We start from the raw sequence: 19,807 nt of genomic DNA, 5'->3' as shown, positions 1-19,807 counted from the left end.
CGTCGGGGCGTCAGCGTTGTTGTCGGTGCGTCAGCCGACCAGGCCCCGGGCCCGGCCGTACAGGCCCAGCACGGCGCAGGCGACCGGGACCACCGCGACCACCATCAGCGTGTCGACGATGTCGGCGGTCCGCCCCAGGTACGGCCCGGGCTCCCGCCGGGAGTACGTGGCACCGGCCCCGACGACCACCAGCGCCAGCACCAGCCCACCGGCGGTCAGCAGCAGCAGTTCGGTCTCGCCGGCCCGCAGCAGCAGGGCGACGCCGAGCACCACCGCCGAGACCACCCCGGCGAGCACCAACGGCACCCGTTGCCGGATCGTTACGAAGAGCCGGGACCGCAGCAGCAGGGCGGCCGCCGAGACCGCCACCATCAGCCGGCCACCGACTCCGCCGTCGGCGACCAGCAGCAGCGCGGCCGCCACGGCCAGCACGGCATGCCCGACCAGCATCCCGGTGAGCATCTCCTCGGTCCGGGCGACGGCGGCGAAGACCCGTCCCCGGTCCGGCCGCTCCCGTACCCCGCTCTGGCTGGGGCTGGCCGCGGTGAAGCCCTCCGCCGCCTCCGCTCCGGTGGGCAGCGTGATCGGCGGCATCGGCAGCTTGCCGAACCGGATCGCCAGCAGCGGCAGCAGCCCGATCGCGCAGACCAGGGTCGCCATCAGGACCGCGGCCGCGCCGCCGGCCGACAGCAGGAAACCGAACAACGCGGTCAACGCGCCGAGCAGGCCGATCGAGGCCCCGGCGGCGAAGACCCGCAGGCCGGACGCGACCCCGACCATGCCCAGCACGGCGATCAGCAGCAGCGCCACCGAACCGGCCAGCGCCTCCGGCGCGCCGAGCCAGCCGACCGGGCCGAGCACCCCGGCCGGGTCACCGGTGGCGACCAGCAGGGCGCCGCCGAAGAAGGCGAACGGCATCGCGTACGCGCCGAGCGCGGCACCGGCCGTGGCATCCCCGTACGCCCGGGAGGCGACCACCGCACCGAGGGCGAGCAGGACGGCGGCGCCGAGCGCCACGAAGGTGCCGAGTTCCCAGAGCGGGCCACCGGCGATCACCGCGAGCAGGCCGACGGCGAGCAGCCCGCCCGCCCCGCTCAACGTCGCGATCCGGGTGTTCCGCCCGGCCCAGGCGCTGCCCCGGCGGCGGGCGCCGTCGGCGATCGCCTCGACGACGTCGTCGTACTCCAGTTCCGGCCACTGTGCCCGGGCGGGCACCAGGTGCAGGACGTCGCCGTCGCGGATGCCCTGCGGCAGCAGGGCCTTGCCCGGGGCCAGCGGTTCGCCGTCGGTCCGGCGCAGCAACCAGCCGCCGTGCTTCTCGCCGTCGTCGGCCAGCCCCTCACCCGCGTGCCGCAACACCTCGGGGAGGAGTTCGGCCAGTGGCAGGTGTTCGGGCAGTGCGACGTCGACCCGTCGTTGTGGCGCGCTGATCGTGACGCGGGCGAGCCCGGTACTCATCGACAGTCCTCCATCGAAGGGGCAACCCATGGCTGCGCGGACGACCGCACTTTACCTAGGATGGGGCGGGCTCGTCCGACCGAGCACGAGGACATTTGCGGCGCGAGGCGCCGGACAACCCGCCCGGCACCGGACATCGGCTCCATCGGCGCGGCCTTAGGGGAGGTCTCACATGGACACGGGTAGCCTGCGCCGGTACGGCGCCGGACGCGCCGAACGGCTGACCGGGGGATGCCTGCCGCACCTCCGGTCCGAAGCGAAAACCGCTGGCCAACAGGGTGGAGGCGCCCGGTGAGCACGGTTGTCATCAAGCGTCCGCCGCGGCGACCCGCCCCGGACATTCCCACCGGCGAACTCGTCGTCGAGGCGCCGCCGGAGATCCCACAGGCGACCGGCGGCAAGTGGCAGCAGATGATGATGATGCTGCCGATGCTCGGTGGTGGCGTCGCGATGGCGATGATGTTCGGTCGAAGCGGCGGCACCTACTCGTACGTCGTCGGCGCGATGTTCGGCATCTCCTCGCTCGCCATGGTGGCGACCTCCTGGAGCAGCTCGTCCGGATCGCCGAAAAAGTCGGAGATGATGGCGGCCCGCCGGGAGTACCTGCGGCACCTGGCGACCCTGCGCCGGCGGGTCCGGGAGACCGCCTCCATGCAGCGGTCCGGTCTCTTCTACCGGCACCCCGAGCCGAGCCAGCTCTGGTCCACGGTGGGCAGCTACCGGGTCTGGGAGCGGCGCCCCAACGACGGGGACTTCGGCGTCGTCCGGGTCGCCGTCGGCCCGCAGACCCTGGCCACCCCACTGGTGCCCCCGGTGACCCGCCCGCTGGAGGACCTCGAACCGATGACCGCCGGCGCGCTGCGCCGGTTCCTCGACGCGTACTCGGTGGTGCCGGACCTGCCGGTGGCGCTCTCCATCCGCGGCTTCGCCCGGGTCTTCGTCCGCAGCGCCGCCGCCCGCGACCAGTACCGCGACCAGTATCGCGACCAGTATCGCGACCAGGCGGGCGGCGGCGAGGCCCAGGCGCTGGCCCGGGCGATGCTCGCCCAGCTCTCGGTCTTCCACGCCCCGGAGGAACTGCTCGTCGCGGTCTGCGCCGGTCCGGAGCGCCGGGACCGCTGGGAGTGGGTCAAGTGGCTGCCGCACAACCACCACCCCACCGCCGTGGACGCGCTCGGCCCGGTACGCCTGGTCGCCAGTTCCGGCGCCGAACTGGAGCGGCTCATCGACGACGTGGTCGGCAACCGGTCCCGGTTCAGCCTGGCCGGCCCGGCGACCGACGGCCCGCACGTGGTCATCGTCCTCGACGGCGGTGACCTGAACGGGGCCGGCTACCTCGGCGGCGACAGCGGCATCGACGCGGTCACCATCATCGACCTGGACAGCCCGCCGCCCCGGCTGCTCGACCGGGCGATGCTGGTGCTGGAGGTCGAGGGCAAGCGACTGAACACCTACTCGATGGACGGCCAGGCCGAGGTCGGCACCCCGGACCAGCTCAGCGTCGAGGAGGCCGAGGCGGTCGCCCGGCGGCTCGCCCCGCTGCGGCTCGCCGCCGCCTCCAAGGCCACCTCGGACGCCCCGACCGTCACCGAGTTCACCTTCGACGAACTGCTCGGCATCGGCGACCCGGAGAACTTCAGCCTCGCCCAGGTCTGGGCACCCCGCCCCAACCGGGACAAGCTCCGGGTGCCGATCGGCGTCGGCCCGGACGGCGGCGCCATCGAACTCGACCTCAAAGAGTCCTCCCTGGACGGTATGGGTCCGCACGGCCTGCTGATCGGCGCCACCGGTTCCGGAAAGTCGGAGGTGCTCCGCACCCTGGTCCTCGCGCTGGCCGTCACACACTCCTCCGAGGTGCTCAACTTCGTCCTGGTCGACTTCAAGGGTGGCGCGACCTTCGCCGCGTTGGACCGGCTGCCGCACACCGCCGCGGTCATCACCAACCTCGCCGACGAACTGGTCCTGGTCGACCGGATGGTCGACGCGATCAGCGGTGAGCTGAACCGCCGGCAGGAACTGCTCCGCAAGGCCGGCAACTACCCCAACGTCATCGAGTACGAGCAGGCCCGGGCCGGCGGTGCCGCGCTCGCCCCGCTGCCCTCGCTGCTGATCATCTGTGACGAGTTCTCCGAACTGCTCACCGCCAAGCCCGACTTCATCGACCTGTTCGTGCAGATCGGTCGGGTCGGTCGGTCGCTCGGCGTCCACCTGCTGCTCGCCTCGCAGCGTCTGGAGGAGGGCCGGCTGCGCGGGCTGGACACCCACCTGTCGTACCGGATCGGTCTGCGGACCTTCTCCGCGTTGGAGTCCCGGGCGGTGCTCGGCGTACCGGACGCGTACGAACTGCCCCGGGCACCCGGTCACGGCTACCTGAAGTTCGGCACCGAACCGTTGCAGCGGTTCAAGGCGGCGTACGTCTCCGGCCCGTACCGCAAGGCGAGCACGAGCGGTCCCGGCGCCCAGGGCTACACCGGCCCGAAACTGTTGTCGTACTCCACCCACTTCGTGCCGGTGCCGAAGCCGGTGGTGCAGGAGAAGCCGAAGCAGGTCCAGGAGGACCCGACCGCGCCGACCCTCTCCGACGTCATGGTCTCCCGGCTGGTCGGTCAGGGTCCGCCGGCCCACCAGGTCTGGCTGCCGCCGCTGTCCCAGGCGCCGGCCCTGGACGAGATCCTCGGCGCGGTGGTCACCGACCCGGCCCGGGGTCTCACCTTCGGCAACCCCGAACTGCACGGCGCCCTGCAGGTCCCGGTGGCGCTGGTCGACAAGCCGTACGAGCAGCGGCGTGACCTGCTCTGGCTGGCGCTGGAGGGCAGCGCCGGGCACGTCGCGGTGGTCGGCGGTCCGCAGTCCGGCAAGTCGACGCTGCTCCGTACCCTGGTCTGCGGGCTGGCGCTCACCCACACCCCGGCCGAGGTCCAGGTCTACTGCCTCGACTTCGGTGGTGGCTCGCTCGGCACGCTGCGCGACCTGCCGCACGTCGGCGGGGTGTCGGGGCGGTCGGAGGCGGCGGCGGTCCGACGCACCGTCGGCGAGATCACCACGCTGCTCGCCGCCCGGGAGCAGCGCTTCGCCGAACTCGGCGTCGAGTCGATGGCGTCGTACCGCAAACGGCGGGCCGCGGCCGGCGGGGTCGGGGTCGGCGCCGACCCGTTCGGCGACGTGTTCCTGATCGTCGACGGTTGGCCCACCCTGAAGAGCGAGTACGAGGACCTGGAACCCCGGATCACCGACCTGGCCACCCGAGGTCTGTCGTACGGCGTGCACGTGGTCGCCGCCGCGCCCCGCTGGATGGACTTCCGGCCGGCGATCCGCGACCTGTTCGGCTCCCGCCTGGAGCTGCGCCTCGGTGACCCCACCGACTCGGTGATCGGCCGGAAGGCGGCGGCGAACGTGCCGCAGATCCCGGGCCGGGGCATCACCCCGGAACAGTTGCACTTCCTGACCGCACTGCCGGAGCTGTCCAGCGTCGGCGGGCAGACACCGGCGCTGGTCAAGGCGGTCGCCACCAACTGGAGCGGCGCCCGGGCGCCCCGGGTCCGGCTGCTCCCGCCGGTGCTCAACTACACCGACCTGGACATGGCGCAGAGCTCCGGGCTGCGGATCCCGATCGGCATCTCCGAGACGGACCTCCAGCCGGTCTCGGTCGACTTCGCCTCCGAGCCGCACTTCCTGCTCTTCGGCGACGCCGAGTGTGGCAAGTCGTCGTTCCTGCGGGCGCTGGCGACCTCGATCACCAGCCGGTTCCGCCCGGACGAGGCCCGGGTCATCCTGGTCGACTACCGGCGCAGCCTGCTCGGGGTGATCCAGTCCGACCACCTGATCGGCTACGGCACCGCCGCCGCCGGGACGAGTGACCTGATCGAGTCGGTGGCCGGCTACATGCAGCGCCGGCTGCCCGGGCCGGACATCACCCCGCAGCAGTTGCGGGACCGCTCCTGGTGGGACGGTCCGGAGCTGTTCGTGCTGGTCGACGACTACGACCTGGTCGCCACCGGCCCGAACAACCCGCTGCTGCCGCTGGTCGAGTACCTGCCGCAGGCCCGGGACGTCGGGCTGCACCTGGTGGTCACCCGGCGGTCCGGTGGCGCCTCCCGGGCGCTCTACGAGCCGATCATCCAGCGGCTCCGGGAGCTCGACTCGCCCGGTCTGGTGATGTCCGGCAACAAGGACGAGGGCGCGCTGCTGCAGGGCGTCCGGCCGATGCCGCATCCGCCGGGCCGGGGTCAGATGGTCACCCGACGCGAGGGGATCCGACTGGTCCAGCTCGCGTTCCTGCCGCCGACCTGAGTCACCGGGTGAGCTCGCCGTGCCCGTCCGAGGTACGGCGGGCCGCCCGCAGGTGGGGACGGGTCCCGAAGTTTGGCCACGCGAGCACGGTGAAACGGGGTAACCTCCGTGCATCATGTGTCCCCCGGGGTGAAATGGCCATGCTGTGACCAGGCTGCCGCATCAACACCAACGCGCTGCCGCCCGAGTCGCCGGGACGGCGTTGCTCGCCACGGCCGGAATCGCCGTGTCGCTGGTCGGCACGGTGCCCGTACCGGCCGCTGCCGCCGTGCCCGAGTCAGCCGTCGTGCCCAGTTCCGCCGTGGTACCGGAGTCCGCCGTGGCCCGGTCGGCGACCACCGTCGTACCGGCCCGGCCGGTGGGCCTGCCGGTCAGAACCGACCCGATCCGCGACGAGCAGTGGCAACTGGACCTGTTCCACGCCCGGGACGCCTGGCGGGTCTCCACCGGCAAGGGGGTGACGGTCGCCGTCATCGACTCCGGGGTCGACGCCAGCCACGCCGACCTGGCCGGGCAGGTGCTGCCCGGCATCGACCTGGTGACCGGCATCGGCAACGGCCAGACCGACCCGGTCGGACACGGCACCACCGTGGCCGGGCTGATCGCCGGGCGCGGCGACGACAACCGGGGCGTGGTCGGCCTCGCCCCCAAGGCCAAGATCCTGCCGGTCCGGGTCCTCGACGAGGAGAACCGCTACGACGATGCCCTGATCGTCGCGAAGGGCGTCCGGTGGGCCGTCGACAACGGCGCCCGGGTGGTGAACCTGTCGCTGGGCGGCACCGGCGACAGCCCTGCGCTGGCCGCCGCCCTCGACTACGCGTTCGCCCGGGACGTGGTGGTCGTGGCCTGCACCGGCAACGTCGGCTCGTCCTCCAGCAAGGACGTCTGGTATCCGGCGCGGGAGCCGGGTGTGGTGGCGGTGACCGGCCTGGAACGGGAGAGCAACGCCCTCTGGTCCGGCGCGATCACCGGCCAGGAGACGGTGCTCTCGGCCCCGGCCACCGGCCTCACCGGTGCCCGACCGGGCGGCTTCTGGCGGGTCCAGGGCACCAGTTTCGCCGCCCCGCTGGTGGCGGCCGCCGCCGCGCTGGTCCGCTCGCACTGGCCGGAGATGTCCGCCGGCGACGTGGTCAACCGGCTGATCAGCACCGCTCGGGACATCGGACCGGCCGGCCGGGACGACCAGTTCGGCTTCGGGGTCGTCGACCCGGTCGCCGCGCTCAACGGCGAGGTCTCCGCCATCGACCACAATCCGCTCGACGACGGCGAGGCCGCCCCGGGCGTCGCCGGCTTCGGTGCGGCGCCCGGGCGCGAGCAGGCCGAGGACGCCCGCGACGACGAACGGAACGAGATCGGTACGGCGGCCTCCGGGCGCTCCGGCAACTGGGACGCCGAGCCGGCGGGTGGCCGTATCCCCGGTGGGATGGACGGGCTCTGGAACGGGGTCGCCCTGTTCCTCGTGGTGGTCGTCGGCGGCGTGCTCGCGGTCCGCCGGTTCAGCCGGCACCGACAACCGGACTGATCGCCCCCCTCACCCCCTGGAGGATCGCCCCGGGGCACCCCCTGGAGGCTCACCCACCGCCGTCCCCACGGACGGCCGGCCCTCGTCGGTCAGTCAGGTGCAGTCGCCGGTGCTGGTCGCCCGGGTACGCTCCAGCCCGGCCGTCGCCGTCGACCGGGCCTCGTCGGCGGTGACGGCGAAGCCGGTGTTCCGGTCGTCCGCCGCCGCCGCGAAGATCACCCCGAGTACCTGACCGTCCGGGCCGACCAGCGGCCCGCCGGAGTTGCCGCTGCGGACGAGTCCCCGGATCGTGTAGATCTCCCGGGTCACCCGTCCCGACTCGTAGATGTTCGGGCCGGGGATGTCGCCGACGTCGCGGATCCGGGCCGGCTGCGCGTTGTAGGGGCCGTCCAGTGGGAAGCCGAGCACGATCGCGTCGTCCTCGACCGCCGCCTCACGGCTCGCGAAGGGCATCACCGGGGCCGACAGACCGGGTACGAAGAGCACGGCCAGGTCGCGGTTCGGGTCGTACACGACCACCCGGGCGCTGTGCCGGTCGCCGTTCAACTCGACCGAGACGGTCCGGGTGCCGGCGACCACGTGCGCGTTGGTCATCACCCGGTCCTCGGCGTACACGAAGCCGGACCCCTCGATCCGACGTCCGCAGATGTCGGCCGTACCCAGCACCTTCACCACCGAGCGTCGGCCGTTGACCACGACCGGCGAGTTCGCCAGCGCCGGGTCCGGGGAGGCCACCTCGCGGGACCGGGTGGTGGCGAGCCCGCCGAAAACCTCCGGGAAGCCGTTGGTGTCGACGGTGTCCCGCAGCGCCCGGGACAGTGTCTGGGCCTCCGGCGGCAGGACCCGGTCGACCACGGTCAACAGGGCGCTGTTGCGTACCGCACTGGCCAGCCAGGGCATCGACGAGGAGGCCAGCGGCACCGCGACCAGCCACGCCACCAGTAGCACGGCGAACAACGAGACGACCGCGCCGCCGACGTCGTCCACCCTGCGACCGATCTTGCTGGTGATCGCGTGCCGCAGGTGGGAACCGAGCCAACCGGCGAGCGCCTGGCCGAGTACCGCCAGCCCGAACACCGCGATCAACGCCACCACGACCCGGGTCACACCGCTGGAGAACCGGTCGGCCAGCAGCGGTCCGATCTGCAGCCCGATCAGCGCACCGCCGAAGAAGCCGGCGAAGGAGAGCAGGCCGATGACCAGGCCCTGCCGATAGCCGCTGATCGCGAAGAGCAGCATGAGCAGGACCAGGACCACATCCACCACCGACACCCGTTCAGGGTACGGGGGCCAGCTGTGAGTTCGCCCGGCCGCGACGCAGACCGTCCGATCTCCCGGCCGGCCACGCCGATGCCCGGCCGGCCACGCCGATGCCCGGCCGGTCGTGCCGATGCCCGGCCGGTCGTGCCGATGCCCGGCCGGTCGTGCCGATGCCCGGCCGGCTAGGTGGCCGCCGGCCCGGTCAGTTCGTCGGACCCGACCGTCGGCGGCGGTGGAGGGGTCGGCGGCAGGTCGAGTACCCGGTCCTGGGACCACGGACGCGACCAGCCCGCCATGTCGAGCAGGGCGGCGAGCACCCCGGCGGTGAAGCCCCAGACCAGCATGCCGCGGGCCTGGAAGGCCGGGCCGATCCAGCCGCTGGAGTGCCGGACCCGGACCCGGTTGGCCGGGTCGACCAGTTCGGCGATCGGCAGCCGGGCCACGTGTGCCACCTCGGCCGGTTCCCGGGAGTGCACCGGATGCGGCCGGTGCCACCAGGCGAGGACCGGGGTGACCACGAAGTTGCTGACCGGGATCCAGAGCCGGGGCAGTTCGGCCAGCACCGTGACGCTCGCCGGGTCGAGCCCGACCTCCTCGTACGCCTCACGCAACGCGGTCGACGCGGCGTCGGTGTCCTCGGGGTCGCAGGCGCCGCCGGGAAAGGCCGGCTGGCCGGCGTGGGTACGCAGGGTCGCCGCCCGTTGCAGGATCAGCACGTCCGGCCCGTGCTCCGGGTCCTCGCCGAGCAGGATGAGGACGGCGCTGTCCCGTCCCCCGTTCCGGGGCGTACGCAGCCGGGTGAAGTCCTCGGCGCGCGCGGACCGGACCCGGGCGAGCAGGGGCTCGCACCACGTGGGCAGCTCGCGCTCGGTCACGGCCGTACCGTCACCCCCAGATGCTCGCGTACCAGCTCGGTGAGTTCGGCGTAGTCCAACGCCCCGGTCTGGTCCTCGTGCCGGATCCGCCCCTCCGCGTCGACGAAGAAGGTGACCGGTACGAGTGGGCGCTTGGCGTGCCGGAGCAGCCGCTTGTCGCGGTCGAAGAGGCTGGGGAAGCGCAGCCCGAAGTCCGCGCCGAGGGACTGCGCGGCGTCGCGGTCGTCGCCGCTGTTCACCCCGATCACCCGTACCGCCCCGCCGGCCTGGTCGGCGAAGCGTTGGAACACCGGCAGCTCCTTCAGGCACGGCGGGCACCAGGAGGCCCAGAGGTTGATCACGGCGGGTCCGCGCAGCGCGCCGACCTCGACGGTGCTCTCCCCGACCAGGCAGGGCAGGGAGAGCCGGGGCAACGGCCGGACCGTCGTGCCGCCCGGCGTCGCCGTGCCGGTCGGGGTCCCGCTGCCGCCCGGCGTCGGGGTGCCGGCCGGTGCCGTCCCGGCCGACGCGCCGGTCAGTGGCGTGCTCAGGGTCGCGCAGTCGGCGAACGCTGTCGTCGTCCCGCCCTGGTCGGTCGCCCCGGGCCGCCGGCCCTCCGCCGGGTCCGACGACCCGGTGCAGGCGGTGGCGAGCAGCAGCACGCCGAGCAGAAGGCCGCCGAGCGCCGAGTGGCGGACGTGGCGGAGCTGCGGTCCGGTCCGGGCCGGCCGGCCGCTCACGGTACGGACCCCGAGTCGGCTGCTGGCGGTACGGATCCGGCTGGTCCCGGTACGGGTCCCGAGTCGGCGGCTCACGGTACGTCGTCCGCGACGACAGCCTGCACCGGCACCAGGTCGGGGTCGACTCCCGCCTGTACCGCGAGGTCGCGGGCCCGTGGACCCTTGAGCAGCTTCGCCGCTCCGGCCGCGTCCGTGGGTCCGGTGCCGTAGGAGGGGCAGAACCGGGCCAGCGTGCAGGCGCCGCAGGCGGGCTTGCGGGCGTGACAGACCCGGCGGCCGTGGAAGATGATCCGGTGCGACAGCATCGTCCAGTCGCGCCGTTCGAAGAGCGCCCCGACGGCGTGCTCGATCTTGACCGGGTCGCTCTCGGCGGTCCACGCCCACCGCCGGACCAGACGCTGGAAATGGGTGTCGACGGTGATCCCCGGTACGTCGAACGCGTTGCCGAGGATCACGTTGGCGGTCTTCCGGCCGATTCCCGGCAGAGTCACCAGGTCGACGAGCCGCCCCGGCACCTGGCCGTCGTACCGCTCGACGAGGTCCTGCCCGAGCTTGATCAGCGAGGTCGTTTTGTTCCGGAAGAAGCCGGTCGGCCGGATCATCTCCTCCAGCTCGGTACGGTTCGCCCCGGCGTAGTCGGCGGCGGTGGGATACCGGGCGAAAAGCTTCGGCGTCACCTCGTTGACCCGCTTGTCGGTGCACTGCGCCGAAAGGATCGTCGCCACCGCCAGTTGCAGCGGGCCCTCGTGGTCGAGCTCGCAGTGCGCGTCCGGGTGGGTCTCGGTCAGCAACCGGCCCATCCGCCGGGCCCGCCGCTTCCGACCGAGATCGGACTCCGCGGTCGGATTCAGCCGCCGGATACGGGGTCGGCCGGCCCCGACACCGACCACCGCGACCTCGGGGTCGACGGAATCTGTCGCGCTCACGCCGGCCAGCCTACGTCGCGGGGCGCGCCCCGGAGCCCACGCCCGGCCTCAGGTGTCGTCGCCGGGCGGGGAGATCTCGCCGTCGGCGGAGAACCGGGCACCGGTCTTCGGGAAGTCCGACCGGGACAGGTCGCGGACCAGGCCCAGGCCGCGCTTCTGGCCGTCCATGGTCGGCTTCCCCTCACCGTTCATGTACGTCGGAACGAACTCCCCGCCCGCCCAACTGCCGTCGGCGGCCAGTGACACCTTGAGGATCCCGCCCCAGCCGAGTCGTCCGTTGTTGCTGAGTGTCCCGCCGCCACCGGCGAAGTTGCCGAGGCTGTACGCGATCAGGCGCCCCTGGTAGAACTCCAGCCCGCGCAGCACGTGCGGGCCGTGTCCGACGATCAGGTCGGCGCCCGCGTCGATCATGGCGTGGGAGAACTTGACCGGATCACCCCGGTTCTCGCCGAGGAACATCTCCGTTCCGGGCCGGACCCGGGTCTTGTCCGCGCCCTCGCCGCCCATGTGCACCTGCACGACCACCAGGTCCGCCATCCGGTCGGCCTTCTCGACGACCTTCTTCGCCTTCTTGATGTCGATCAGGCTGTTCGACCAGGCGTACGACGAGAAGCCGGCGACGGCCACCCTGACGCCCTCGACCTCGGCGACGGTGATCTGGTCCGGCGCGCCGGTGTGCTGGAGGTCGTACTTCTCCAGCGCCTCCTGGGTGTTCCGGTAGCCGGCCCGGCCGTAGTCGTACCCGTGGTTGTTGGCCTGGTTGAGCAGTTCGAAGCCGGCGTCGGCGAGGTGTTTGGCGTAGGACGGCGGGGCGCGGAACTGGTGGCAGTTGCTGGAGCCGGGGCCGCACTTGCCGGTGCCGGTGTCATCGGTGAGCGGTTCCTCGAGGTTCCCCATCACCAGGTCGGCGGCGAGCGCCTTCTTCACCGAGTTGAAGAAGCCCTTGCCGCCGTTCGCCGGCAGCCGGCCGGGCGCGTTACCCAGCACGATGTCCCCGGTGGCGGACATCGTGATGACCTTGGGCTCGGGTTCACCGGTCGGTGACGGCCCGGTCGAGGGGGAGCCGTCGGTTCCGGTCGCGCTGGCCGGTCCGGTGGTCCTGTCGTCCGCCATGTCGACTATCGCCACCCCGGCGACGCCGACGCCGAGCAGCACCGCGAGGACCGCGGTCACGATCAGCAGCGTCTGCCGGCCGGACCGCCGTCGCTTGCGACGGGGCCGCGGCGTGGGCGGATCGGTGTCGTACATCGCCCGCCGACGTTACCGTCGGGCGGCCGGGGCGGGCGACAGCCGTCAGGCCAGGTTTCCGCCGCCGATCCGGTTGCCGTCCCCGGTCAGGGCCGAGGCCGACGCGGGACGGACCGGCCGCGACTCGGCCCGGGGCGACGCCGCTCGGGGGCGGACCGGCCGGAGGTCAGCCCGGGGCGACATCGGTCCGCCGGGCCGGCTGGTCGGACCAGGGCACGCAGGGGGTGGCACCACCGGTCCGGACCGCCCGGCAGGCGGCCCGGGCGAGCGGGGCACCCCAGCGCGAGCGCGGTCCGCCGTACGGGGCGACGGGGCCGTCGGGCGGGCAGAGCAGGGTCACCGAGTCGGTGGGCGTACCGGTGCCGGGCAGGCCCAGCTCCCGGAGTGCCTGGACCTTCGCCTCGGTCACCGTGGCGACGGCGTTGACCAGGGCGGCCTCGCTCAGGCGTACGGGCAGCAGCGCGACGATGTTGACGGTCCCGACCGGCCGTGCCGGTTCGGCGTCCACCGCCCCGACCTCGTCGGCCTCGGCAGGCTCACCGGCCTCGGCGGCCCAGATCGGGGTACCGAGCCCCACCGTGGCCCAGACCCGGACATCCTGGTCGACGGCGCTCACCCGCTCGGTCACGTCCACCCCGGTGAGCAGTCCGACGCCGGGTCCGCGCAGGTCGAGCTGGTCGGCCAGGGCTGTCAGGTGGGCGTCCGGGTCGTCCCGCCGGTACGTCATCGGCACGGTCGCGTTGACCACCCACTGCCGTACGCCGATCCCGCCGCCGAGCGGCCCGGAACTGATCGCCAGCGCCGGGCTGGCGAGTCGCCAGACCAGCAGCGGAATGTCCCACCCGTCCTCAAGACGGTGGGTGAGTACCGGCTCGGCCCACATCCGGTCGACCCTACGAGACGTCCCGACGCTGTCCCGGGCCCACCCGGCCGACACCGGTTTCGCCCTGAACGGGCACGTATTCCCTGCTCAATACGTCGACGTCGGGTTCGCGACGGATCAAGATTCCAGGGGTGCAGCTCCGATTACTCTTCACATGCGCCTAGACTTGGCGGCGCGCGGCGGATCACGACCGGGAACTCAACCGGGGGCAGGCGGCCCGCGTAGGCGGAGGTGGCGCGATGGACGAGGTATTGGCCCGCAGCGGAATCTTCCAGGGTGTCGACCCGGAGGCTGCCGAGGCGCTCGCCAAGGACATGGAGACGATCGAGTTCCGTAAGGGCGAGATCGTCTTCAACGAGGGCGAGCCGGGCGACAGTCTTTATATTGTGCTCAGCGGCAAGATCAAGGTTGGTCGGCGGGCTGCCGACGGCCGGCAGAACCTGATCGCCGTGATGGGCCCGTCGGACATGGTCGGTGAGCTGTCGCTCTTCGACCCGGGTCCGCGTACGGCGACCGCCACCGCGGTGATCGACACCCGGCTGGCCCGACTGCGCAAGCAGGCGTTGCGGCCGTGGCTGAACAACCGGCCGGAGATCGCCGAGCAGCTGCTCCGGGTGCTCGCCCGCAGGCTGCGCCGGACGAACGACAACCTGGCCGACCTGATCTTCACCGACGTTCCGGGCCGGGTGGCGAAGAACCTGCTCCAGATGGCGGGCCGGTTCGGCACCCGGGACGGCGGCGTACTCCGGGTCACCCACGACCTGACCCAGGAGGAGATCGCCCAACTCGTCGGCGCCTCCCGGGAGACCGTCAACAAGGCGCTGGCCGATTTCGCCTCGCGTGGCTGGCTCCGGCTGGACGGCAAGAGCATCATCATCCTCGACCCGGAGCGGCTGGCCCGGCGCGCCCGGGTCTGACCCGTACGTCACGCAGCCGCCGCTGCCTGCTGTCCCGCTGCCGACCGGTCCTCCGTCAGGAACCGGTCGGCAGCGGCGTGTCCGGGGCCCGGGCCGCCCGGCTCCCCATCCGGATCACGGCCGCGACGCCGACGCGTCGAGGGCGCCGACCCGGACCGGAAGTTGCAGGCATGGCGGGTGCGGCTCCACGTGTGGCCAGGTGCAGGCCGGATGTTCGTGTCCGACGACCCAGACCCAGCAACCAGACTCGTCGTGGCGGGTGACGTTGCGGTGGATCCGGCTCAGGGTCAGCTGAACGCACGCCCCGACCGGCAGCGTGGCGCCGTGTGACCAGTCGGCGGGGGCCAGCCGCAGCAGGGTGCCCTCAGGCAGGTCGGGAATCACGACCTCGGGCTTGATTACCGGTGGTCGTTCGTCGGCCATCACCGGCTCCGGAAGCGGTGCCAGCACCGGCTGTTCCAGCCCACGGTGCCGTGTCCGTCGTCGTACCGCTGGAGACGGGCCAGATCGAGGACCCGCTGCCGGGCAGCCTCCGCCTCGGCGGCGTCCTGTTCGCGGGCGGCCTGTTCGCCTTGCGCGGCGAGTCTCTGACGGCGGGTACGCCATCCGATCCACAGCTTCATCCCCGGATCTCCATTCGGCTGACGGGTTCGGCGGCCGTGCCCGGAGCAGCAGACACCGCCATCGGGGCAGGCGGTGTGGGACCGGAAGGGGAACCGGGTCCCACACCGCCTGCGGATGGGCACGGTGCGCAGGGCCTACCGCTTGCCGACGAAAGGTCCTACCGCCGTCTCCGGTTCGGGAACACGAAAGCTCCGCAGAGCACCAGGAGTGAAAACTGGCTTAAGCCAGTTGACCAGAGATGAACGTCTCCGTCAATAGGTGGCTTGAGCCAGTTGGGCTAGGCTGTGCGAGGGAACTTCACAGGAGGCGGCGAATCCACATGGGCCAGGCAGCGAACTCTGACAGGCAGCCCCCAAGTAGGCGTGTCGCTGACGAGTTGCGTGCCGCCATCACAAGCGGCGACCTGCCGGCGGGCAGAAAACTGCCCTCGGAACGAGAACTCGCCGCTCAGTACGGGATCGCCCGCAACACCGCCCGAGAAGCCATCGCGATCCTTCAACGCGAAGGTCTGGCGATCAGCCAGCACGGACGCGGCGCGTTCGTGCGGAGCCGACCGCCGCTGATGCGTCTCGGCGCCAACAGGTACTCGCGAAGGTTGCGCGAGGAGACCGGCGTCTCCCCGTTCCGGATCGAGGTGACCAAGCAGGGTCGGACGCCACGAACCGAATGTCGCTCGGTCACCCGAGAGCTGCCACCGGCCGATGTGGCTCAGCGACTCGGAGTCGATCCACAAGCGAGTACGGTGGTCCGCCGCGAGAACTGGTACTTCGCCGACGACGAACCCGTACAGGTGGGCGTTACGTACATCCCGGAGGCAGTCGCCGGCACCTCACCACTGGCCAGCGAGCAGGTACTCGGCCGTGGAAGCATCTACGCCCGGTTCGAGGACCTCGGCTACGTCATCAGCCGAATCCGGGAGGAGATTTCCGCCCGGATGCCGAGCCGCGACGAGACGGAGGGACTCCAGATCCCGCCCGGCGTACCTGTCATCGAGGTGTTGCACACCAGCCTCGACGACAAGCAGCGGCCCTTTGAGGTGACCCGCTTCGTCATGCGGGCCGATCTCAACGGGCTCGACTACGAAATGCCGGTTGAGGACTGAGGGAGCCGGGATGCGGCGCGGCAGTGTGCTCCGGCTGGGGCTGCTCGCCCTGCTCTGGGGCTCGGGCTTCCTCTGGATCAAGCTGTCGCTGCAGGGCTTCGCCCCGGTGCAGATCGTGCTCGTCCGCCTGGTCCTCGGTGCGGCCGTACTGATGCCGATCGCGCTGGCCCGGGGGCTGCGTCCGCCGACCGACCGCCGGACCTGGCTGCATCTCGCGATCGCCGCCCTGGTCGCCACGGTCATCCCGTACACCCTTGTCGGGTACGGCGAACGTACCGTCGGTTCGAACGTCGCCGGGGTGCTCAACGCGACCACGCCGGTGTGGACGGTCCTGATCGCCTTCCTCGCCGGCACCGACCGGGTGACCGGTCTCCGGCGTGGGCTCGGCATCGTGCTCGGCTCCGCCGGAACCGTGCTCATCTTCTCGCCGTGGCAGTCGGCCGGTGAGATCGCGAGCTGGGGCGGCCTCGCCTGCCTGGTCGCCTCCGCCAGCTACGGCGTCAGCTACGTCTACCAGGGCCGGTTCCTCACCAACCGGGGGATTCCGCCGATCATGCTCGCGGCGTGTCAGCTCGCGGTCGGAGCCGTACTGATCGGGTTCGCCGTGCCGGTCGGCGGGCTGACGGCGCCGACCTGGCGTACCGACGCGGTGGTGAGTCTGCTGGTCCTCGGGGTGCTCGGCACCGGTGTCGCGTACCTGTTGAACTACCGGCTGATCACCGACGAGGGGCCGACGACGGCCTCGACCACCACCTACCTGCTGCCGGTTGTCGCGGTGGTGCTCGGCGCCCTGGTGGTGAACGAGCCGACCACCCTGCCGATGCTCGGCGGGATGCTGCTGGTGCTCGCCGGGGTGGCGCTGGCCCGGTCGAACAGCCGGGACGCGCCGGCCACCGTCCGGCGGCACCGGGCGGTACGCCGACCCGGTAATGTCCGGAGTGGAGTTGGTCGGGGTACGGGGTGACCGGCGACCCGGCCACCCCGGGCACTCACTCGCCGTCGAGTTCGACGTCGATGCCGATGTCCTCCAACGCGTCCTCGAGATCGTCCAGAGCTTCCTGGATCTCCTCCACCGGGTCGTCCATTTTGTTGCCCTGCCCCTCGGTCAAGAGCGATGAGTCAACTTCACAAAAGCGTGAAGTAGCGCACAAAGTACTATCCACGCATAACAGCGTCAACAAACCTGGCACGAATCCTCTTCGAATTACCGACTGCGGAACGACCCCTATCGGCAAGTTGCGGGTCCGGCTCTTGGCGACCATCGCCTGCCTCGCTCTCCTCGCGTCGCCCGCATGGGCGCAACCCGAGGGGGCCGTCGAGGCCATCATCATCGTGACCGGCGGACCGCCGGGCAGCAGTTGCCCGCCGCCGGGCAGCACCCCCGGCTGCACCTCGACCACCACCGTGGTCGAGCGGTCGATCACGCTCACCGACCTGACCCCGGAGTTCGCGCTGACCGGCATCCCGGGCGACACCCTGCAGCAGGAGGGCGTTGTGATGATGACCGTGACCAGCAACAGCCGGTGACGATCCCGCTCACCGTCACCACCGGCGGGTACGTCGCCACCCTGCACTACGTGGCGGTGGCCCGGTGAGCGGCGGCCGGAGCGCGGTCGGTGGGCTCAGTTCGTGGCGGGTGGGATGCGGCAGGCGGCGTCGACCCGGTTGACCGGCACGTAGTGCAGGGTGGCGACGTACCCGCCGGCCCAGTCCCTCCAGCAGCGAGTCCTCGACGTGGAAGCCCCACACCCGCAGCCGGTACCGGGGCAGTTCACCCTCGGTGGGGCAGAGCACCTGGGCCTCGATCCGCTCGACCGGGACGTACCGCACCCCGCCACGTTCCTGCAGGATCACCGCGTGCACGTCGTCAACGGTGATGACGTGACCACGGATATCCTCGGTCCCGCCGTCAGGCTCGGTCCCGCCGTCAGGCTCGGTCCCGCCGTCAGGCTCGGTCCCGCTGTCGGGCACGACACCGCGCTCCGGACCGGTGTCGTCGTCGGGCTCGCCGGGTACGGCGGTTCCGCCGGTCCGGACCGTGGTCACGGTCAGCGGCAGCACCGGGGTCGTGATCACCGGTAACGCCGCCCAGCAGAGCGTGACCAGCACCGCCAGCTGGGTCGTCATCGCCACCGGTCGGGCCACCGCCGCCGGGATCGGCCCGGCGACAAGAAGCGCGAGCAGCGGTGGTGCCGCGATCACCAGTACCGCGAAATACTCCCGCTGTGTCCACCCGGCACCCAGCGTCGGCGCCATCAGCACCCCGTACCCGGCCAGCAGGGTGAGCAGCCCGAGCGCCCGGGGAATCCGTCGGTCCTCCACCGTCGCCGGGGAGAGTTGGAACGCGGCGGCGAACGCCGGCAACAGCAGCGGCAGGTAGAGGATCGGCCAGGTGGCGAGCGCGATCCCGAAACAGGCGATCACCGCCCAGTGCGGCGTCATCCGCCGCCACCGGGCGAAGAGCGGCGGACGGCGCCCGATCCGGTGGGTCGGCGCGGCCTCGGCGCTGACCGCCAGCGTGCCGCCGATAGCGAAGATCGCCACCAGGCCGGCGGAGACCAGTCGGGCCGCCGTGGTGACCAGCGCGGCGGCGAGGTTGACCGGGTTGACGTTGGCCACCAGCAGCAGCGTGGTCTGCAGCTCACCGCCCGCCTCCACCCCGAGTCGGAGGACGGAGAAGAGCGCCGGTACGCCGACCGCCAGGGTCCAGAACGACTGGCTCGCCCGGGACCGCTGATCCGTCGGATCCGCTGCGGGGGCTCCACCGCCGGGTTCGGCACCCTTTCCGACGTACGTCGTCGGCAGGTCACCGTCCCCGTCCGGCGGCAGGTCCGGGTCCGTATCCCGCCCGGTCCGGGCCGCCGTGGGCGTACCCGTCGGTGCTGAACCTCCAGATGCCGGAACGCCCGGCCGGACCGTCAGCGGCGCGGACGACGGCTGCGCCGGCTCGGACGCGACGGCGGCCGGCCCGCGTACGGCGGCATCCTCCCGGCCCGCCGTGCTCATCTCGGCGGCGCCTTCTCGTCGAAGTCCACCAGGTCGGGCACGTCCAGCGGCGGCGGCTGCTCCCGGTCCGCGCCGAGCCACGGCCCGAGATGCTTGTGGTACGCGGCCAGCCACGGGCTGGTCCGGCCCTTCCGCCCCTCCAGGTAGCTCTTCTGCAGGAAGTACGCGACCAGGTCGCGTAGTGCCGGATCGCTGATCGGCACCCCGACGCCGAGCTGTTCACTGGTGCCGAACGGCATGTCGACCATGCGGAGCTGGGTCGGGTGCTGGGCGAGGAAGCCGGCCAGGATGGTCTCGTCCGAGCTGACCGCGTCGTAGCGACCCGCCAGGATCCCGTCCACACAGTCCCCGACGTTCTTGACAACCAGCGCCTTGACCTCGTGCCGGCCGAGTTCCGCCTCGCTTGTCGAACCGCCGCTGGTGCAGACCCGGTACCTCGGGTCGCGCAGGTCCTCGATGGTCCGGATGGCGTCCCGGTGCTTGTTGTGGATCATCACCTCCTGGGTGGTGACCAGGTACGGGCCGGCGAAGCTGACCAGCTTCTGCCGATCCTCGGTGATCGAGAAGCTCGCCACCACGATGTCGACCTGGCCGCTCTGCAGCGCGGGGACGCGGTCCTCGGTGTCGAGCGCCTTGAACTCGATCCGCTCGTCGCCGGCATAGCCGAGCGAGGCGGCGATGTAGCGGGCGATCTCGATGTCGAAGCCGACGTGCCTGCCGTCCTCCAGTCCGCCCATCAGCGGTTCGAAGGTGGCCACCCCGATCTTCAGTTTGCTCTGGCCGTAGATGTGCGACTCCCGGAGCTTGTCCTGGACGGAGACGCCCGGATCCCGGCCGTCGCAGCCGGCGCCGGCGGCGAGCAGCAGGGTGAGGACAACCGCGAGGGTACGGCCGAACACCTGGACCCGGCCCCGGTGTGTTTCGTCGCGCATCGTCGGCCTCCGGAGGAGGGAGTAGCGAGCGCTCAGCGTAGCCGA

The 19,807-nt window shown here is 72.0% G+C and carries 17 protein-coding genes; 6 read left to right on the top strand and 11 right to left on the bottom strand.

The features are described from left to right. Nucleotides 1-30: 30 nt before the first annotated feature. The gene (gene eccD / locus ABGB21_RS12040; protein WP_347651466.1) at nucleotides 31-1,458 is read right to left on the bottom strand and encodes a type VII secretion integral membrane protein EccD; all 1,428 of its coding nucleotides are present in this window, start codon (nucleotides 1,456-1,458) and stop codon (nucleotides 31-33) included. A gap of 291 nt (nucleotides 1,459-1,749) precedes the next feature. Here eccD and eccCa point away from each other — a divergent pair, with 291 nt between their 5' ends. Both eccCa and mycP read left to right on the top strand, forming a co-directional pair. Then, on the top strand, nucleotides 1,750-5,748 hold the full coding sequence (gene eccCa / locus ABGB21_RS12035) for a type VII secretion protein EccCa (protein WP_347651465.1): 3,999 nt from the start codon (nucleotides 1,750-1,752) through the stop codon (nucleotides 5,746-5,748). 319 nt (nucleotides 5,749-6,067) lie between these two features. Next, nucleotides 6,068-7,270: a type VII secretion-associated serine protease mycosin gene (gene mycP, locus ABGB21_RS12030; protein ID WP_347677918.1), complete on the top strand. Its 1,203-nt coding sequence runs from the start codon at nucleotides 6,068-6,070 to the stop codon at nucleotides 7,268-7,270. A gap of 93 nt (nucleotides 7,271-7,363) precedes the next feature. Here the strand turns inward: mycP and ABGB21_RS12025 are convergent, their stop codons facing one another. The 6 genes from ABGB21_RS12025 to ABGB21_RS12000 all read right to left on the bottom strand — a co-directional run bounded on the left by ABGB21_RS12025 (nucleotide 7,364) and on the right by ABGB21_RS12000 (nucleotide 13,181). Beyond that, nucleotides 7,364-8,542 carry a MarP family serine protease gene (locus ABGB21_RS12025; protein WP_347651464.1) on the bottom strand — a complete coding sequence of 393 codons (1,179 nt, stop codon included), beginning with the start codon at nucleotides 8,540-8,542 and terminating at the stop codon, nucleotides 7,364-7,366. A gap of 170 nt (nucleotides 8,543-8,712) precedes the next feature. Further along, nucleotides 8,713-9,405, bottom strand: coding sequence for a CoA pyrophosphatase (locus ABGB21_RS12020; protein ID WP_347677744.1), 693 nt, complete (start codon nucleotides 9,403-9,405; stop codon nucleotides 8,713-8,715). Continuing rightward, nucleotides 9,402-10,199: a TlpA disulfide reductase family protein gene (locus ABGB21_RS12015; RefSeq protein WP_347677743.1), complete on the bottom strand. Its 798-nt coding sequence runs from the start codon at nucleotides 10,197-10,199 to the stop codon at nucleotides 9,402-9,404. Before ABGB21_RS12015 ends, ABGB21_RS12020 begins: the two co-directional genes overlap by 4 nt. Then, complete coding sequence (gene nth, locus ABGB21_RS12010; protein WP_347651678.1) at nucleotides 10,196-10,924, bottom strand: endonuclease III; 729 nt, start codon at nucleotides 10,922-10,924, stop codon at nucleotides 10,196-10,198. Before nth ends, ABGB21_RS12015 begins: the two co-directional genes overlap by 4 nt. A gap of 174 nt (nucleotides 10,925-11,098) precedes the next feature. Then, entirely contained in the window at nucleotides 11,099-12,298 is a 1,200-nt protein-coding gene (locus tag ABGB21_RS12005) for a CapA family protein (protein ID WP_347677742.1), read from the bottom strand. A gap of 166 nt (nucleotides 12,299-12,464) precedes the next feature. Further along, a complete protein-coding gene (locus ABGB21_RS12000) occupies nucleotides 12,465-13,181 on the bottom strand; it encodes an adenosylcobinamide amidohydrolase (RefSeq protein ID WP_347677740.1) in 717 nt (238 codons plus the stop codon). Nucleotides 13,182-13,420: 239 nt separating this feature from the next. On the opposite strand from ABGB21_RS12000, the gene ABGB21_RS11995 reads away from it, so the two are divergent. Then, nucleotides 13,421-14,098, top strand: a complete 678-nt coding sequence (locus tag ABGB21_RS11995) for a Crp/Fnr family transcriptional regulator (protein WP_347651459.1) — start codon at nucleotides 13,421-13,423, stop codon at nucleotides 14,096-14,098. 114 nt (nucleotides 14,099-14,212) lie between these two features. Here the strand turns inward: ABGB21_RS11995 and ABGB21_RS11990 are convergent, their stop codons facing one another. Then, complete coding sequence (locus ABGB21_RS11990) at nucleotides 14,213-14,521, bottom strand: hypothetical protein (protein ID WP_347677738.1); 309 nt, start codon at nucleotides 14,519-14,521, stop codon at nucleotides 14,213-14,215. Continuing rightward, nucleotides 14,521-14,721 carry a hypothetical protein gene (locus tag ABGB21_RS11985; RefSeq protein WP_347651457.1) on the bottom strand — a complete coding sequence of 67 codons (201 nt, stop codon included), beginning with the start codon at nucleotides 14,719-14,721 and terminating at the stop codon, nucleotides 14,521-14,523. Before ABGB21_RS11985 ends, ABGB21_RS11990 begins: the two co-directional genes overlap by 1 nt. Before the next feature lie 320 nt (nucleotides 14,722-15,041). Between ABGB21_RS11985 and ABGB21_RS11980 the strand changes: the two genes are divergently transcribed. The 3 genes from ABGB21_RS11980 to ABGB21_RS11970 all read left to right on the top strand — a co-directional run bounded on the left by ABGB21_RS11980 (nucleotide 15,042) and on the right by ABGB21_RS11970 (nucleotide 17,351). Further along, nucleotides 15,042-15,824: a GntR family transcriptional regulator gene (locus ABGB21_RS11980; RefSeq protein WP_347651456.1), complete on the top strand. Its 783-nt coding sequence runs from the start codon at nucleotides 15,042-15,044 to the stop codon at nucleotides 15,822-15,824. Between the two features lie 10 nt (nucleotides 15,825-15,834). Beyond that, entirely contained in the window at nucleotides 15,835-16,788 is a 954-nt protein-coding gene (locus tag ABGB21_RS11975) for a DMT family transporter (RefSeq protein WP_347651455.1), read from the top strand. A 272-nt stretch (nucleotides 16,789-17,060) separates the two neighbouring features. Next, nucleotides 17,061-17,351: a hypothetical protein gene (locus tag ABGB21_RS11970; RefSeq protein ID WP_347651454.1), complete on the top strand. Its 291-nt coding sequence runs from the start codon at nucleotides 17,061-17,063 to the stop codon at nucleotides 17,349-17,351. A 15-nt stretch (nucleotides 17,352-17,366) separates the two neighbouring features. Here ABGB21_RS11970 and ABGB21_RS11965 read toward each other — a convergent pair whose 3' ends face one another. Further along, nucleotides 17,367-18,830: a hypothetical protein gene (locus tag ABGB21_RS11965; RefSeq protein ID WP_347677736.1), complete on the bottom strand. Its 1,464-nt coding sequence runs from the start codon at nucleotides 18,828-18,830 to the stop codon at nucleotides 17,367-17,369. Further along, on the bottom strand, nucleotides 18,827-19,762 hold the full coding sequence (locus ABGB21_RS11960) for a transporter substrate-binding domain-containing protein (protein WP_347651452.1): 936 nt from the start codon (nucleotides 19,760-19,762) through the stop codon (nucleotides 18,827-18,829). The genes ABGB21_RS11965 and ABGB21_RS11960 overlap by 4 nt, the downstream gene beginning before the upstream one ends. Nucleotides 19,763-19,807: the final 45 nt, after the last annotated feature.

This window comes from Plantactinospora sp. B24E8 (genome assembly GCF_039871735.1).
In the GTDB taxonomy this organism is placed as follows: domain Bacteria; phylum Actinomycetota; class Actinomycetes; order Mycobacteriales; family Micromonosporaceae; genus Plantactinospora.
This window is presented reverse-complemented; position numbering and strand designations above follow the sequence as displayed.

Coding starts and splice junctions, on each gene's coding strand:
- eccD (WP_347651466.1), bottom strand. CDS start 1,458: ATGAGTACCGGGCTCGCCCGCGTCACGATCAGCGCGCCACAACGACGG.
- ABGB21_RS12005 (WP_347677742.1), bottom strand. CDS start 12,298: ATGTACGACACCGATCCGCCCACGCCGCGGCCCCGTCGCAAGCGACGG.
- nth (WP_347651678.1), bottom strand. CDS start 10,924: ATGGGCCGGTTGCTGACCGAGACCCACCCGGACGCGCACTGCGAGCTC.
- ABGB21_RS11965 (WP_347677736.1), bottom strand. CDS start 18,830: ATGAGCACGGCGGGCCGGGAGGATGCCGCCGTACGCGGGCCGGCCGCC.
- ABGB21_RS12000 (WP_347677740.1), bottom strand. CDS start 13,181: ATGTGGGCCGAGCCGGTACTCACCCACCGTCTTGAGGACGGGTGGGAC.
- ABGB21_RS11960 (WP_347651452.1), bottom strand. CDS start 19,762: ATGCGCGACGAAACACACCGGGGCCGGGTCCAGGTGTTCGGCCGTACC.
- ABGB21_RS11985 (WP_347651457.1), bottom strand. CDS start 14,721: ATGAAGCTGTGGATCGGATGGCGTACCCGCCGTCAGAGACTCGCCGCG.
- ABGB21_RS11980 (WP_347651456.1), top strand. CDS start 15,042: ATGGGCCAGGCAGCGAACTCTGACAGGCAGCCCCCAAGTAGGCGTGTC.
- ABGB21_RS11975 (WP_347651455.1), top strand. CDS start 15,835: ATGCGGCGCGGCAGTGTGCTCCGGCTGGGGCTGCTCGCCCTGCTCTGG.
- ABGB21_RS11995 (WP_347651459.1), top strand. CDS start 13,421: ATGGACGAGGTATTGGCCCGCAGCGGAATCTTCCAGGGTGTCGACCCG.
- ABGB21_RS11990 (WP_347677738.1), bottom strand. CDS start 14,521: ATGGCCGACGAACGACCACCGGTAATCAAGCCCGAGGTCGTGATTCCC.